At 64.5% G+C, this 15,764-nt stretch carries 11 protein-coding genes; 9 read left to right on the forward strand and 2 right to left on the reverse strand.

Annotation, left to right across the window (positions count from 1 at the left end; translation table 11 throughout):
- Positions 1-63: 63 nt before the first annotated feature.
- Positions 64-1,608, forward strand: a complete 1,545-nt coding sequence (gene ntrC / locus AC1RQK_RS11885; RefSeq protein WP_183035096.1) for a nitrogen regulation protein NR(I) — start codon at positions 64-66, stop codon at positions 1,606-1,608.
- Positions 1,609-1,694: 86 nt separating this feature from the next.
- On the opposite strand, the gene AC1RQK_RS11890 is transcribed toward ntrC, so the two are convergent.
- Positions 1,695-2,486 (reverse strand): HAD-IIB family hydrolase, encoded by a 792-nt coding sequence (locus AC1RQK_RS11890; protein WP_492372414.1) that lies wholly within the window; start codon positions 2,484-2,486, stop codon positions 1,695-1,697.
- Between the two features lie 176 nt (positions 2,487-2,662).
- Between AC1RQK_RS11890 and ugpB the strand changes: the two genes are divergently transcribed.
- From ugpB to ugpQ, 5 genes are all read left to right on the forward strand, one after another.
- Positions 2,663-3,979, forward strand: a complete 1,317-nt coding sequence (ugpB, locus tag AC1RQK_RS11895) for a sn-glycerol-3-phosphate ABC transporter substrate-binding protein UgpB (protein WP_174423279.1) — start codon at positions 2,663-2,665, stop codon at positions 3,977-3,979.
- Between the two features lie 124 nt (positions 3,980-4,103).
- Positions 4,104-4,985: a sn-glycerol-3-phosphate ABC transporter permease UgpA gene (gene ugpA / locus AC1RQK_RS11900; RefSeq protein WP_174423278.1), complete on the forward strand. Its 882-nt coding sequence runs from the start codon at positions 4,104-4,106 to the stop codon at positions 4,983-4,985.
- A gap of 12 nt (positions 4,986-4,997) precedes the next feature.
- Positions 4,998-5,846, forward strand: a complete 849-nt coding sequence (ugpE, locus tag AC1RQK_RS11905; RefSeq protein WP_492372413.1) for a sn-glycerol-3-phosphate ABC transporter permease UgpE — start codon at positions 4,998-5,000, stop codon at positions 5,844-5,846.
- Between the two features lie 66 nt (positions 5,847-5,912).
- A complete protein-coding gene (locus tag AC1RQK_RS11910) occupies positions 5,913-7,016 on the forward strand; it encodes a sn-glycerol-3-phosphate import ATP-binding protein UgpC (RefSeq protein ID WP_492809174.1) in 1,104 nt (367 codons plus the stop codon).
- Between the two features lies 1 nt (position 7,017).
- Positions 7,018-7,764 (forward strand): glycerophosphodiester phosphodiesterase, encoded by a 747-nt coding sequence (ugpQ, locus tag AC1RQK_RS11915; protein WP_492372411.1) that lies wholly within the window; start codon positions 7,018-7,020, stop codon positions 7,762-7,764.
- Between the two features lie 28 nt (positions 7,765-7,792).
- On the opposite strand, the gene AC1RQK_RS11920 is transcribed toward ugpQ, so the two are convergent.
- Complete coding sequence (locus AC1RQK_RS11920; protein ID WP_492809175.1) at positions 7,793-9,454, reverse strand: SulP family inorganic anion transporter; 1,662 nt, start codon at positions 9,452-9,454, stop codon at positions 7,793-7,795.
- A gap of 423 nt (positions 9,455-9,877) precedes the next feature.
- Here AC1RQK_RS11920 and AC1RQK_RS11925 point away from each other — a divergent pair, with 423 nt between their 5' ends.
- The 3 genes from AC1RQK_RS11925 to lpdA all read left to right on the forward strand — a co-directional run bounded on the left by AC1RQK_RS11925 (position 9,878) and on the right by lpdA (position 15,670).
- Complete coding sequence (locus AC1RQK_RS11925) at positions 9,878-12,733, forward strand: 2-oxoglutarate dehydrogenase E1 component (protein ID WP_174423274.1); 2,856 nt, start codon at positions 9,878-9,880, stop codon at positions 12,731-12,733.
- A 97-nt stretch (positions 12,734-12,830) separates the two neighbouring features.
- Positions 12,831-14,090, forward strand: coding sequence for a 2-oxoglutarate dehydrogenase complex dihydrolipoyllysine-residue succinyltransferase (gene odhB, locus AC1RQK_RS11930; RefSeq protein WP_492372409.1), 1,260 nt, complete (start codon positions 12,831-12,833; stop codon positions 14,088-14,090).
- Between the two features lie 143 nt (positions 14,091-14,233).
- A complete protein-coding gene (lpdA, locus tag AC1RQK_RS11935; protein ID WP_492809176.1) occupies positions 14,234-15,670 on the forward strand; it encodes a dihydrolipoyl dehydrogenase in 1,437 nt (478 codons plus the stop codon).
- Positions 15,671-15,764 lie beyond the last annotated feature (94 nt).

Below are 15,764 nucleotides of genomic sequence, written 5' to 3' on the forward strand. Positions count from 1 at the left end.
TGCCGGCGGTGTGCGGCCAGGTTCACGGAAGACCAAATGACACCGAGCAGACAAGCGACGCACATGAAGCCGATCTGGATAGTCGACGACGATCAATCAATCCGCTGGGTTCTTGAGAAGGCCCTCGCCCGCGAAAGCCTGCTCTCACGCAGCTTCACCAACGTGCGCGACGTACTGGCCGCACTGGAAGACGACGAGCCACAGGTCCTGATCTCCGATATCCGCATGCCGGGTGGCTCGGGCCTGGACCTGCTGCAAGCGCTCAAGGCGCGGCATCCGGGGCTGCCCGTCATCGTGATGACGGCATACTCCGACCTGGATAGCGCGGTAGCGGCCTTCCAGGGCGGCGCCTTCGAATACCTGGCCAAGCCCTTCGATGTGGATAAGGCGGTCGAGCTGATTCGCCGCGCGCTGCAGGAAAGCCTGCGCGAGGAGGAGCTCGAAGACCGCCTGGTCGACGCGCCCGAAATCCTCGGCCAGGCGCCGGCCATGCAGGACGTGTTCCGCGCCATCGGCCGCCTGTCGCAATCTAACGTGACAGTGCTGATCACCGGCGAGTCCGGTACCGGCAAGGAACTGGTGGCGCAGGCGCTGCACAAGCACAGCCCGCGCGCCAACGGGCCCTTTATCGCCCTCAATACCGCGGCCATTCCGAAGGACTTGCTGGAGTCGGAGCTGTTCGGCCATGAGCGCGGCGCCTTTACCGGCGCGCAGACCATGCGCCGCGGCCGCTTCGAGCAGGCCGAGGGCGGCACGCTGTTCCTCGACGAAATCGGCGACATGCCGTTCGACTTGCAAACGCGCCTGCTGCGTGTGCTGTCGGATGGCAATTTCTACCGCGTGGGTGGCCACAATCCGCTGCGCGCCAACGTGCGCGTGATTGCCGCCACCCACCAGAACCTGGAAACGCGCGTCAAGGAAGGGCTGTTCCGCGAGGACTTGTTCCACCGCCTCAACGTGATCCGCCTGCGCTTGCCGCCGCTGCGCGAACGGCCGGAAGACATCACGCTGCTGGCGCGTCATTTCCTGCAGAAGAGTGCCAAGGAACTGGGCGTGGAGCCCAAGCGCATGTCGGACGAGGCCCTGGCCTATGTCAGCACACTGCCGTTCCCTGGCAACGTGCGTCAGCTGGAGAACCTGTGCAACTGGCTGACCGTGATGGCGCCCGCGCAGACCATCGAGGTCAAGGACATGCCAGCCGAGATGATCGGCACCGGCACGGCGCCGGGCGGCGGTGCCGGCGCGGCGCGCCAGGCGGAGTTCCGGGCAGAGGGCAGGGCGGACGATGCCGACGGCCATGACGCCGTCGACTACGGCGCCGCGCCTTCCACCCTGGGTGGGGAGCCAGACACCGCGCTGGCTTACGCCGGCCGCTCGGCCGCGGCCAGCGCGCTGGCCGGCTGGGAGCACCTGCTGGCGGGGGAGGCCCGCGCCATGCTGGAGTCCGGCCAGCCGGAAGTCATGGATGCGCTGACGCGGCGTTTCGAGAAGGCAGTGCTGGAGGCTGCGCTGGGCGTTACCCGCGGGCGCCGCGTCGAGGCGGCCACGCGCCTGGGCATCGGCCGCAATACCATCACGCGCAAGCTGCAGGAGCTGGGCTTCGATTGAATCGGGTCATGGCCGTCGTTGCAGCGCATAAAAAAACAGCCGGGCTTGCCCGGCTGTTTTTTTATTGTCGGCGCGCTCTTGGCAGGTCAGCCGCGCGCGGCCAGCAGAAGTTCGGCCATTTCCGCAAAGCCCTCGCCGCAGGCCGCCTCGGTGATATAGGCCGGCTTGGCTGGCAGCTGAGGCAGGATGTCGCGGATGTTGGCCACCCCGACCGACAGCGGGAAATGAGCAAACATGCTGGCGTCGTTCGCTGAGTCGCCGATAAACAGCCATTCCTCCCGTTCGGCATCCAGGTCGGCGCCCAGTAATTCCGCGGCGCACAAACGGCTCATGCTGAGCTTGTCGTGATCACCGAACCAGCCATTGACGTGAATGGACGAGACCGTGGCGGTCATGCCCGCTTCGCGCATCAGCCCGGCAATGCGCTCGACCGCGGCGGGCGGCAGGGGCGCGACGTCCTCGGCGTGGTCGACGGCCAGGTCGGCGGCGTGCCAGGCCTGGTCCGAGGCCAGCGCGCAGCCTGGCACCTCTTGCACGATGCGTTTGCCAAGCGCGTGGATGCGCGCCAGGTTGTCGGCTCGGGTGGCGGCGTCGTCCAGGTAACGGGTCACCAGCTTGCCCGCGCGCAGGTGGGAGTAGAACGCACCGTTTTCGCCGATGATGGCGTCCACCGGCCATAACCGCGTCAGGATCTCGGCCCAGGCGATGCAGCGTCCCGTGACCGGGATCACGTGCAGCCCGGCTGCCTTGAGGCGGTCGAGCGCCAGGTAGGTGGCCGCCGGCAGCCTGCCGTCGGTGGTGATGGTGCCGTCGATATCGGTCAGTACGCCGCGAATCCGGCGCAACGCCGGGGCGGGAAGGCTTTGTATGGCTTGCATAGCGCGAGATTCTACCCTGTCAAGCTGCCGATAAATCGTTGTCATATTATTGTAATTTAGTAGAAATGCCCGGTTTTCCAATCCAACAAGGCGGGGTAACATCCGCCTGTCACAAAAACTGCATACAGTCGGACGATTTTTGTCCAATGCCGCAAGATAGAACAGGAGAGATTTCCATGACCGTAAAACGTACCGCGTTGACCCTGGCCGCTTTTGCCATGCTGGCCGGCGCAGGATCGGCCAATGCCGCCGTCGAGATCCAGTGGTGGCATTCGATGGAAGGTGCGCTCAACGAGAAGGTGAACGCGATCGCCACGCAGTTCAATGCCAGCCAGTCCGACTACAAGATCGTACCGATCTACAAGGGCCAGTACGACGAATCGCTGGCCGCGGGCATCGCTGCCTTCCGCTCGGGCAACGCGCCGGCGATCCTGCAGGTATTCGAGGTGGGCACGGCTACCATGATGAGCGCCAAGGGTGCCATCAAGCCGGTGGCGACGGTCATGAAGGACGCTGGCGAGAAGTTCGACGCCAAGATGTACATCCCGGCGGTGGCTGGCTACTACACCTCGAACAAGGGTGAGATGCTGTCGTTCCCGTTCAATAGCTCCACCACGGTGATGTACTACAACAAGGACGCCTTCAAGAAGGCCGGGCTGGATCCGAACAAGCCGCCCGTGACCTGGCAAGAGGTGGCCACCGATTCCGCCAAGCTCAAGGCTGCCGGCATCTCTTGCGGTTACACCACCGACTGGCAGTCGTGGGTGCAGCTGGAAAGCTTCTCGGCCTGGCACAACGTCTTGTTCGCCACCGAGAACAATGGCTTCGGTGGCACGGGCGCGCGCCTGGTGTTCAATTCGCCGCTGCACGTCAAGCATATTGCCAACCTGCTCGACATGCAGCAGAAGGGCTACTTTGTCTATGGCGGCCGCAAGGACGAGCCGAAGGCGAAGTTTATTGCCGGCCAGTGCGCGATGCTGACCGGTTCCTCGGCGGCGCTGGCGAATATCCGCAAGAACGCCAAGTTCGATTTCACCGTGGCGCAGCTGCCGTACGAGCAAGGCGTGCCGGGCGCTCCGCAAAACACCATCATCGGCGGGGCTTCGTTGTGGGTGATGGGCGGCAAGAAGGCCGAGGAATACAAGGGCGTAGCCAAGTTCTTCACCTATCTGTCACGCCCCGAGGTGCAGGCCGACTGGCACCAGTCGACCGGCTACCTGCCGGTGACGACGGCAGCCTACGAACTCACCAAGAAATCGGGCTTCTATGAGAAGAACCCCGGCGCGGACGTGGCGGTCAAGCAGATGATTGTCAAGACCACCGACAAGTCGCGAGGCATCCGCCTGGGCAACTTCCCACAGATCCGTACGGTGATCGACGAAGAGCTCGAAGCGGTGTGGACCGGCAAGAAGCAACCTAAGGAAGCACTGGATTCGGCGGTTGCGCGCGGCAATGAATTGCTGGAGCGTTTCCAGAAGACGGTCCGCGAATAAGCGCTGCGGCTTCTTGAGTGTTTGGGAGGCGGAGGCTGTGCCTCCGTCTTTGGTTTGTGCGGCGGCCTCGCCGCACTGGCTATGACTGATGACGCGCCGCGCATAGCGGTGGCTTGGATGCGTGATGGAAAAACGGGTCGTATTCCGATCTTCATGGTTGCCTTATCTGCTGGTGCTTCCGCAGATGGCGGTGACGCTGATCTTCTTTTTTTGGCCGGCCGGGCAGGCGCTGTACCAGTCTGTGCTGCGGCAGGATGCCTTCGGTATTGATCTCCAGTTCGTTGGCCTGGAGAACTTCCGCGATCTGTTCAGTGATGCGCAGTACCTGAACTCGTTTCGCGTCACGGGGGTGTTCGCCGTCGGGGTGACGCTGGTCGGGCTGACGGTCTCGCTGATGCTTGCCTACTTCGCCGATCGCGTGGTGCGGGGCGCCAGTGGCTACAAGATGCTGCTGATCTGGCCGTATGCCGTGGCGCCGGCGGTGGCGGGCGTGCTGTGGATGTTCATGTTCAACCCGACGCTGGGCGTGGTGTCCTACGCGCTGCATCGGTTCGGTGTGGACTGGAACTTCCTGCTCAATAGCAACCAGGCCATGCTGCTCGTGGTGCTGATTGCAGCGTGGAAGCAGATCAGCTACAACTTCCTGTTCTTCCTGGCCGGCTTGCAGAGCATCCCTAAATCGCTGATCGAGGCAGCCGCCATCGATGGCGCGGGGCCTTGGCGCCGGTTCTGGTCGATCATATTCCCGTTACTGTCGCCGACCACGTTCTTCCTGATGGTGATCAACGTGGTGTACGCCTTCTTCGACACCTTTGCCATTATCGACGCGGTGACCCATGGCGGCCCCGTCAACGCTACCAATACGCTGGTCTACAAGGTCTACCAGGATGGCTTCCGCGGACTCGATATCGGCGGCTCGGCCGCGCAGTCGGTTGTGCTGATGGGGATCGTGATTGTTCTCACGGTGGTGCAGTTCCGCTACGTGGAACGCAAGGTGCAGTACTGAAGGATTGGCAAAATGGTAGAACGACGACCCTTTCTAGATTTTCTCTCGCACCTGATGCTGGTGCTGGGCGTAGTGGTAGTGGCTTTCCCCGTCTATGTCACGTTTGTTGCCTCGACGCTGACCGCCGAGGAGGTGCTGCAGGCACCGATGACGCTGCTGCCGGGCAGCCATTTTCTGGAGAACTATCGCACCGTGCTGGTAGCCGGCGTGGGCAATGCCGCCTCGCCTGTCTCCACCATGATGTTGAACAGCTTGATCATGGCGCTGGGCATCGCGCTGGGCAAGATCACGATCTCGATCATCTCGGCTTTCGCGGTGGTGTACTTCAAGTTCCCGCTGCGCAAGACCTTCTTCTGGATGATCTTCATCACGCTGATGCTGCCGGTGGAAGTGCGGATCCTGCCGACCTACAAGGTGGTGTCCGATCTCGGCATGCTGGACAGCTACTTCGGCCTGACCATCCCGATCATCGCCTCGGCAACCGCGACCTTCCTGTTCCGCCAGTTCTTCCTGACCATTCCGGATGAGCTGGCCGAGGCCGCGCGCATCGACGGCGCGGGGCCGCTGCGCTTCTTCAAGGACGTGGTGCTGCCGCTGTCCAAGACCAGCATCGCGGCGCTCTTTGTGATCCAGTTCATCTACGGCTGGAACCAGTACCTGTGGCCGCTCCTGATCACCACGCAGAAGTCGATGACGCCGGTGGTGGTGGGGGTCACGCAGATGATCTCCCGCTCCGGGGATGCCGCGACCGACTGGAACCTGGTGATGGCCACCGTGATGCTGGCCATGGTGCCGCCCGCGATCGTGGTGGTGCTGATGCAGAAGTGGTTCGTCAAGGGCCTGGTCGAAACCGAAAAATAAGCGGGCGGGGCGGGGCGCTCATAGGATGACGTGCCCGCCACGCTTGCCCAGCGAGAAAGAATAGCAATGGCAAAACTGTCGCTTCGCAACGTACAGAAGACTTACGCCGGCAACGTCAAGGTTGTGCACGGCATCGATATGGAAATCAACGACGGCGAGTTCATCGTCATCGTCGGCCCCTCGGGTTGCGGCAAATCCACGCTGCTGCGCATGGTGGCCGGGCTGGAGGCCATCAGCGTTGGCGAGGTGCATATTGGCGACAAGGTCGTCAATCACCTCGAGCCCGCCGAGCGGGACATCGCCATGGTGTTCCAGAACTACGCGCTCTACCCGCATATGAGCGTGTACGACAACATGGCCTACGGGCTGAAGATCCGCGGCATGGACAAGAGCGAGATCGAGCAGCGCGTCAAGCACGCCGCCGGCATCCTGGAGCTGGCGCCGCTGCTCGAGCGCAAGCCGCGCGCGCTGTCGGGCGGCCAGCGCCAGCGTGTGGCCATGGGCCGCGCGATCGTGCGTGAGCCTGCCGTGTTCCTGTTCGACGAGCCGCTGTCCAACCTCGACGCCAAGCTGCGCGTGCAGATGCGCCTGGAGTTGAAGGAGTTGCACCGCCGCCTGCGCACCACCAGCATGTATGTGACCCACGATCAGGTCGAAGCCATGACGCTGGCGGACCGCATGATGGTGCTCAATGGCGGGCGCGTGGAGCAGATCGGCACGCCGCTGGAAGTCTATGCACGCCCGGCCAGTACCTTCGTGGCCAGCTTTATCGGCTCGCCGCCGATGAATCTGGTTCCGGTGGCGCGGACCAATGGCGGGCAGGGCGAAGCGCAGATGCGCGTGGAGCAGAAGCCGGGTGCCCAAGGCGTACCCGCCACCCTCGGCCACTTGCCAATGGGCCTGCACCTGCCCGAGCGCGCGCTGCTCGGCCTGCGTCCGGAGCATATCGAGCCGTGTGCGGCGCATGAGGCGATCGCCGAGATCGAGGTCCGCCTGGTCGAGGCGCTTGGCGCCGACTCCTATGCGTATGGCACACTGGGCGGCCAGCCGGTAGTGGTGCGGCTGGACAGCAATATGCCTGTGCGCAGCGGCGATCGCCTGCCGATCACGGCCACGGCCGAGCACCTGCATTTCTTCGACGCCGATTCCGGCAAGCGCATCGAGGCCTGACATGACCCTAGCCGCCTGGCCCTATCCGCGCCATGTCGCCCATCGTGGCGCGGGCAAGCTCGCACCCGAGAACACCCTGGCGGCATTCCGCCACGGGGCATCGTTTGGCTACCGCATGTTCGAGTTCGACGTGAAGCTGTCGGGCGACGGACGCCCGGTGCTGCTGCACGACGCCACGCTGGACCGCACCACCAACGGCCAGGGGCGGGCCGATGCGCTGACGCTGGGCGAGATCGCCATGCTGGACGCGGGCAGCTGGCACAGCCCTGCCTATGCCGGCGAACCAGTGCCCACGCTGGCGGCGATTGCTCGCTATACCCGTGCCAACGGCTTCTTCGTCAATATCGAGATCAAGCCCGTGCCCGGCGCGGAATGGCGCACCGGCGCGGCGGTAGCCCTCGACGCGCAGGCACTGTGGGCCGGCAGCGATGTGCTGCCGCTGCTGTCGTCATTCTCGGAAGAGTCGCTGGAAGCGGCCCGCAAGGCCGCGCCTGGCCTGCCGCGCGCGCTGCTGCTGGACAAGCTGCCGCCCGACTGGCTGGAGCGGCTGCGCCGGCTGGACTGCGTGGCGCTCGATGCCAACCATCGCGAGCTTACCGCCGAGGTCATCCAGGCGGCCCATGCGGCCGGTTTCCGGGTGGCCTGCTATACCGTCAATGACCCGGTGCGCGCGACGGAACTGCTGACTTGGGGGCTGGACACACTGATTACCGACGCGGTCGACCTGATCGCACCGCGTCAGGGCTAGTCCGCCCGGTGGTGCCGGCGCGGCCTGTTCATGCAGGCTGCGCCAACGCTTCGCGCACCGCATCGTCCACGCTCCAGCCGCGCCATATTTCCTCGGGCAGGGCGGGGTTGCGCGCATGCGCCAGCAGGTCGCGCACCTCGTCCTTGACCCGCGCGAGCCATAGCGGCATGCCGTGGGCCTTCGCGAACACCGCCAGTTCGCCCAAGGCTTCAAGGGCAGTGCCGTCGAGGTCCGACGATTCTTCCAGGCTGAGTATCAGGCCGTACTGGGGATGCTCGCGCGCCAGCGCCTGGCGCACGGTGCCCAGCACGCTATCGACGTTGCCGAAGAAAAGCGGTACCTCCGGGCGCGCGATCAGCAGTCCCTTGGGCGCGGTGGCCTCGGGGTGGCGCGCCGTGTCGACGAAGTCGTGGCCATCGGCCCAACGCCCCAGCCAGCTCACCTGCGGGCGCGACAAGCGCTGCAGCAGCATCGCCAGGCTGACCCCGATTGCCAGCAGCAGCCCATGCAGCACGCCCAGCAACAGCACGCCGGCAAAGGCGGTCACCGCGACCAGGCGGTCGCGCCGCCAGTCGAAATAAGGCTTGAGGCTGCCCGGGTTTAGGCTGTGCCCGACCGCGCGGATCACGATGGCCGCGAGTACCGGTTCTGGCGTGTGCGAGATCCAGGGGAGCAGGGTGCATACCGCGGCAAAGACCACGGCACCCGCAATCAAGCCGGCACGGCGGCTTTGCGCGCCGGCTGCTTCGTTAGCCGAGGTGCCGGAAAAACCCGCGCCCACCGGCATGCCCTGGAACAACCCCGAAGCGAGGTTGGCCAGCCCCAGCGCTGCCAGGTCGCGGTTGGGCGAGACGATGTCGCCGTGGCGCATGGCAAAGGTGCGGATCGAGCCGTAGCTCTCGGCGTACAGGATCAGGGCCAGCGCGGCGGCCAGTTCGCCCACCCGCATCCAGTCGGCCGTGCTCAGTTCCGGCACCCGTGGCGCCGAGAACTGCAGGGCGATGTTGCCGACGGCTGCCACGCCATGCGCCTGGGTCCAGCCGCTGAGGTCGAGCATGATGCCGGTGGCGATGACCAGTAGCGCGCCCGGCATGGCGCGCCAGCGCGCGAACACGTGCAGCAGCGCCAGCGCAACCAGTGCCACCGCCGCGCCTGCCAGGTTCCAGTGGCGCCAGCTGGCGAGCAGTTCCCAGGCCAGGCGCAGGAAGTCGCCGTGCGCCGGATGCACGTCCAGGACCTTCGGGCATTGCTTGAGCACGATGGTCAGCGCCAGTCCCAGCGCGAAGCCGCGCAGCACCGGCTTGGCGATCAGGTTGGAGATCGCCCCCAGGTGCGCCAGCGATGCCAGCAGGAACAGCACCCCCGCCAGCAGGATCACGGCGGCGCCGAGGGCGATGCGCAGTCCGGCGTCGCCCTCGGCGGCAGCCGTGGTGGCTGCCAGCAGCACCGCGGCAGACGACGAGGTGGCCGAAACGATCGCAAAGCGGCTGCTGCCAAGCAGGCCGTAGACCAGCAGGCCTGCGAACAGCGCGATCACGCCGGCTTGCGGCGGCAGCCCGGCAATGCCGGAATAGGCCACGGCCTCGGGCAGCAGCAGCCCGGCGATGGCCAGGCCGGCCACCAGGTCCGCGCGCCATGTGGCGGAAGCGGCGCCCGACGCCGCGGCGTCGGCGGTGGGGGCGGGCATCATTGACGGGGCCGGGCGCTGGCCCGCAGGGGGTGTGGCAAGAGATGCACGGATCGCTCCTTTGGTTTCCGGCTCCATGCTATCGAACGCATGGGTTTCGTCATCTGCTTCGGGAGGTGGTCTTGGCCGCTTCGCAACACTGCGGATCGGCCCGCGCGCGTTACGGCAAAATTCCCTCGGCTCACGCGGCAAACGTGCTATTCTTATGCGAGTGAAGACTTAGGTCCTTCCACGCACAACTGACCCTTTCAGGGCGACTGAACAGATCGGCACCCGCTGCGGTGCCGTTTGCATAATGATGCATTTAATGTGTTTCAGTTGCTGCCCAGAAAGAGTTGTTTGCAATCCGCTAACCGGTCAAGCCGTGTCGCGGAAGGTTGATGAACCCGCTTTATTCCGGCATTCCCGGATAATAGTGAGCGCCCCATGATGCAGCAGTATCAGAGCAATTCGTACCTCTTCGGCGGCAATGCCCCCTATGTAGAAGAGCTGTACGAGGCCTACCTCGAAAATCCCTCCTCGGTTCCCGATAACTGGCGCGCGTACTTCGACGCGATGCAGAACGTGCCGGCTGTCGATGGCTCCAACGCCCGCGATATCCCCCACGCTCCCATCGTCGCCTCGTTCGCTGAGCGTGCCAAGGCGGGTCCGATCAAGACTATTGTTGCCTCGGCCGACTCCGATATGGGGCGCAAGCGCGTCGCTGCCACGCAGCTGATCGCCGCCTACCGCAACATCGGTTCGCACTGGGCAGACCTGGATCCGCTCAAGCGCCAGGAGCGTCCGCCCCTGCCAGACCTCGACCCCGCGTTCTACGGCTTCTCCGAAAGCGATCTCGACATCGTCTTCAACGCCAGCAATACGTATTTCGGCAAGGAATCGATGAGCCTGCGCGAGCTGCTCAACAACCTGCGCGAAACGTACTGCAGCAGCATCGGCGCCGAGTTCATGTACATCAGCGACCAGGCGCAAAAGCGCTGGTGGCAAGAGCGCCTGGAAACCACGCGTTCCAAGCCGGTGTTCACCCTCGAAAAGAAGAAGCACGTGCTCGACCGCCTGACCGCGGCTGAAGGCCTGGAGCGCTTCCTCCACACCAAGTACGTTGGCCAGAAGCGCTTCTCGCTGGAAGGCGGCGAAAGCTTCATCGCTGCCATGGACGAACTGATCCAGCACAGCGGCAGCAAGGGCGTGCAGGAAATCGTGATCGGCATGGCCCACCGCGGCCGCCTGAATGTGCTGGTCAATACGCTGGGCAAGATGCCGGCTGACCTGTTCGCCGAGTTCGAAGGCAAGCACGTCGATGACCTGCCGGCAGGCGACGTGAAGTACCACAAGGGCTTCTCCAGCGACGTCTCCACCGAAGGCGGCCCGGTCCACCTGTCGCTCGCCTTCAACCCGTCCCACCTGGAAATCGTCAACCCGGTCGTCGAGGGCTCGGTCAAGGCCCGCCAGGAACGCCGCGGCGAGCCCGCAGGCCATGCGGAAGTGCTGCCGGTGCAAGTGCACGGCGACGCGGCATTCGCAGGCCAGGGCGTGGTGATGGAAACGCTGAACCTGGCGCAGACCCGCGGCTACGGCACGGGCGGCACGATGCACATCGTGATCAACAACCAGATCGGCTTCACCACCTCGGACCCGCGCGACTCGCGTTCCACGCTGTATTGCACCGACGTCGTCAAGATGATCGAGGCACCGGTGCTGCACGTCAACGGCGACGATCCCGAAGCCGTGGTGTTCGCCATGCAGCTGGCCGTGGACTTCCGCATGGAGTTCAAGAAGGATGTCGTGGTCGACATCATCTGCTTCCGCAAGCTGGGCCACAACGAGCAGGACACGCCGGCCGTTACCCAGCCGCTGATGTACAAGAAGATCGCCCAGCACCCGGGCACGCGCAAGCTGTACGCTGACAAGCTGACCGCGCAGAACCTGGTGGCTGCCGACTTCGGCGACCAGCTGGTCAAGGAATACCGTGCCGCGATGGACGCGGGCAAGCACACGGTCGACCCCGTCCTGTCGAACTTCAAGAACAAGTTCGCCGTGGACTGGATGCCGTTCCTGAACCGCAAGTGGACCGACGCCGCCGACACCGCCGTGCCGGTGACCGAGCTCAAGCGCCTGGCCGAACGCATTACCAGCATTCCCGAGCACCTCAAGCTGCATCCGCTGGTCGAGAAGGTGGTGAAGGATCGCGCCAACATGGGCCGCGGCGACCAGCCGCTGGACTGGGGCATGGGCGAGCATCTGGCCTTCGCCTCGCTGGTGGCTTCGGGCTACCCGGTGCGCATCACCGGCCAGGACGCCGGCCGTGGCACCTTTACCCACCGCCACTCAGTGCTGCACGATCAGAACCGCGAGCGCTGGGATGCCGGCAGCTACGTGCCCCTGCAGAACGTGTCGGAAAACCAGGCACCGTTCACGGTGATCGACTCGGTGCTGTCGGAAGAGGCTGTGCTCGGCTTTGAATACGGCTTCTCCACCGCTGAGCCGAACGCACTCGTGATCTGGGAAGCCCAGTTCGGCGACTTCGTCAACGGCGCCCAGGTGGTGATCGACCAGTTCATCTCCTCCGGCGAAGTGAAGTGGGGCCGCGCCTCGGGCCTGACCCTGATGCTGCCGCACGGCTACGAAGGCCAGGGCCCGGAACACAGCTCGGCGCGCATCGAGCGCTTCCTGCAGCTGTGCGCGGACCACAACATGCAAGTCTGCCAGCCGACCACCCCGGCCCAGATCTTCCACCTGCTGCGCCGCCAGATGATCCGTCTGTTCCGCAAGCCGCTGGTGATCATGACGCCGAAGTCGCTGCTGCGTAACAAGGAAGCGGTCTCGCCGCTGTCCGACCTGGCCAAGGGTCACTTCGAGACGGTCATCCCCGATCACGAAGAACTGAACGCCAGCAAGGTCAAGCGCGTGATCATGTGCTCGGGCAAGGTCTACTACGACCTGGTCAACACCCGCAAGGAACGCGGCGCTACCGACACGGCCGTCATCCGCATGGAACAGCTGTATCCGTTCCCGCACAAGGCAGTGGCAGCCGAGCTGAAGAAGTACCCGAACGCCAACGAAATCGTGTGGTGCCAGGACGAGCCGCAGAACCAGGGTGCCTGGTTCTTCGTCCAGCACTTCATCATGGAAAACATGGCGGAGGGCCAGAAGCTCGGTTACGCGGGTCGTCCCGCCTCGGCATCGCCGGCGGTGGGCTACTACGCCAAGCACAACGAGCAACAAAAGGCGCTGCTGGATGCGGCGTTCTCCAAGCTCAAGGGCTTTGTCCTGACCAAATGATCGTGGCCAGCATGGCGGCGCGCGCGAAGAGCGCGCACCGCCATGTTTTTTGCCACCTGCCTTAAGCAAAAACGAATACATCAAGGAAATTCCAACCATGGCTATTGTTGACGTCAAGGTTCCGCAACTCTCTGAATCGGTTGCAGAAGCAACCATGCTGAACTGGAAGAAGAAGCCGGGCGAAGCTGTTGCCCAAGACGAAATCCTGATTGAAATCGAGACTGACAAAGTCGTGCTCGAAGTGCCGGCCCCGTCAGCTGGCGTGCTGTCGCAGATCATCCGCAACGACGGCGACACCGTGGTTGCCGACGAAGTGATCGCCAAGATCGACACTGAAGCCACCGCTGGCGCCGTCGCTCCCGCCGCTGCCGCACCGGCACCCGCTGCCGCTGCCCCGGCCGCCGCGGCCGCGGCCGCTCCGGCAGCAGCCGGCGCCGTGGCCATGCCTTCGGCAGCCAAGCTGATGGCCGAAGGCGGCCTGTCCGCTGGCCAGGTTGCAGGCACGGGCAAGGATGGCCGCATCACCAAGGGTGACGTGCTGGCCGCGACCGCCGCACCCGCTCCCGCACCGGCCGCCAAGGCAGCACCGGCTCCGGCCGCTGCCAAGCCGGCGCTGCAGCAGGTTTCCGCCCCGATGGACTTCGCCGCCCTGGGCGACCGCCCGGAAGAACGCGTGCCGATGAGCCGCCTGCGCGCCCGTATCGCCGAGCGCCTGCTGCAATCGCAAAGCACCAACGCGATCCTCACCACCTTCAATGAAGTGAACATGAAGCCGGTGATGGACCTGCGTAACAAGTACAAGGACCGCTTCGAGAAGGAACACGGCGTGAAGCTGGGCTTCATGTCCTTCTTCGTCAAGGCCGCGGTTCACGCGCTGAAGAAGTTCCCGCTGATCAACGCATCGATCGACGGCAACGACATCGTCTATCACGGCTACTTCGACATCGGTATCGCGGTGGGCTCGCCGCGTGGCCTGGTGGTGCCTATCCTGCGCAACGCCGACCAGATGAGCCTGGCCGACATCGAAAAGAAGATCGCTGAATTCGGCGCCAAGGCCCGCGACGGCAAGCTGTCGCTGGAAGAGCTGACCGGTGGTACGTTCTCGATCTCCAACGGCGGTACCTTCGGCTCGATGCTGTCGACGCCGATCATCAACCCGCCGCAATCCGCGATCCTGGGCGTGCACGCCACCAAGGACCGCCCGGTGGTGGAAGACGGCCAGATCGTGATCCGTCCGATGAACTACCTCGCCATGTCCTACGACCACCGCATCATCGACGGCCGCGAAGCCGTCCTGGGCCTGGTCGCCATGAAGGACGCGCTGGAAGATCCGGCACGCCTGCTGCTGGACCTGTAATCATCTGCAAAGCCTGAGGTCTTGCCCGCATTTCCTCCGCCGCGCCTGTCATCGGGTGCGGCGCTGGCGGGCATGACGGACCGAAGAGTTGAAAGCGGCCTGGCGGGCGACGTTGCCCCGCCGTGGCTGCAAAAGGAATCTCCATGAGCAAACAATTCGACGTGCTGGTGATCGGTGCCGGCCCCGGCGGCTACATCGCCGCCATTCGTGCCGGCCAGCTGGGCCTGAATGTGGCCTGCTGCGAAGGCAATGCCTACGACGATCCCAAGGACGAACCGCGCCTGGGCGGCACCTGCCTGAACGTGGGTTGCATCCCCTCCAAGGCATTGCTGGCATCCTCGGAAGAGTTCGAGAACGTACAGCATCACCTGGGCGACCACGGCATCACGGTTGGCGATGTCAAGGTCGACGTGGCCAAGATGCTCAAGCGCAAGGACGATATCGTCGGCAAGATGACCAAGGGCATCGAGTTCCTGTTCCGCAAGAACAAGGTCACGCTGCTCAAGGGCTACGGCAAGTTCGTCGGCAAGACCGCCGAGGGCTTCCAGGTCGAGATCGCCGGCAAGGCAGGTACCGAAGTCGTGACGGCCAAGCAGGTCATCGTCGCTACGGGTTCCAAGGCGCGTCACCTGCCGGGTATCGCGGTGGACAACGTGCTGGTCAGCGATAACGAAGGCGCGCTCAAGTTCGCCGGCGTGCCGAAGAAGCTGGGCGTGATCGGCGCTGGCGTGATCGGCCTCGAGCTGGGTTCCGTGTGGCGCCGCCTGGGTGCCGAAGTGACCGTGCTGGAAGCGCTGCCGTCGTTCCTGGGCGCCGCCGACGAAGGCGTGGCCAAGGAAGCGCAGAAGCTGCTGACCAAGCAAGGCCTGAAGTTCAGCCTGGGCGTGAAGGTCAATGAAGTCAAGACCGGCAAGGATAACGTCACCGTCAGCTACACCGACAAGGACGGCGCTGCCCAGACCCTGGAAGTCGATCGCCTGATCGTGTCGGTTGGCCGCGTGCCCAACACCGACAACCTCGGCCTCGACGCCATCGGCCTGGCGGCCGACCCGCGCGGCTTCATCGAGGTGGATGACCACTGCGCGACCAAGGTGCCGGGCCTGTGGGCCATCGGCGACGTGGTGCGTGGCCCGATGCTGGCCCACAAGGCAGAGGACGAAGGCGTGGCGGTTGCCGAGCGCATCGCCGGCCAGAAGCCGCACATCGACTACAACTGCATTCCGTGGGTGATCTACACCTTCCCGGAAATCGCATGGGTGGGCAAGACCGAGCAGCAGCTCAAGGCCGAAGGCCGCGAGTACAAGTCCGGCCAGTTCCCGTTCATGGCCAACGGCCGTGCACTGGGCATGGGTCATTCGGATGGCTTCGTCAAGATGCTGGCCGATGCCAAGACCGATGAGATCCTGGGCGTGCATGTGGTTGCCGCGAACGCGTCGGACCTGATCGCCGAAGCCGTGGTGGCGATGGAGTTCAAGGCTGCCAGCGAAGACATCGGCCGCACCTGCCATCCGCATCCGTCGATGTCGGAAGTCATGCGCGAAGCCGCACTCGCTGTCGACAAGCGCCAGCTCAATATGTAAGGCATAAGCCTTCGTATTGTTGAGTACCGGCGCGCCGCTCCAGCGGCGCGCCGTTTTCGCTTTCGGGGCGGCAGGGGCAGATGGCCCTGTCACG

The sequence above is a fragment of the Cupriavidus sp. GW822-FHT02D05 genome, assembly GCF_058802485.1.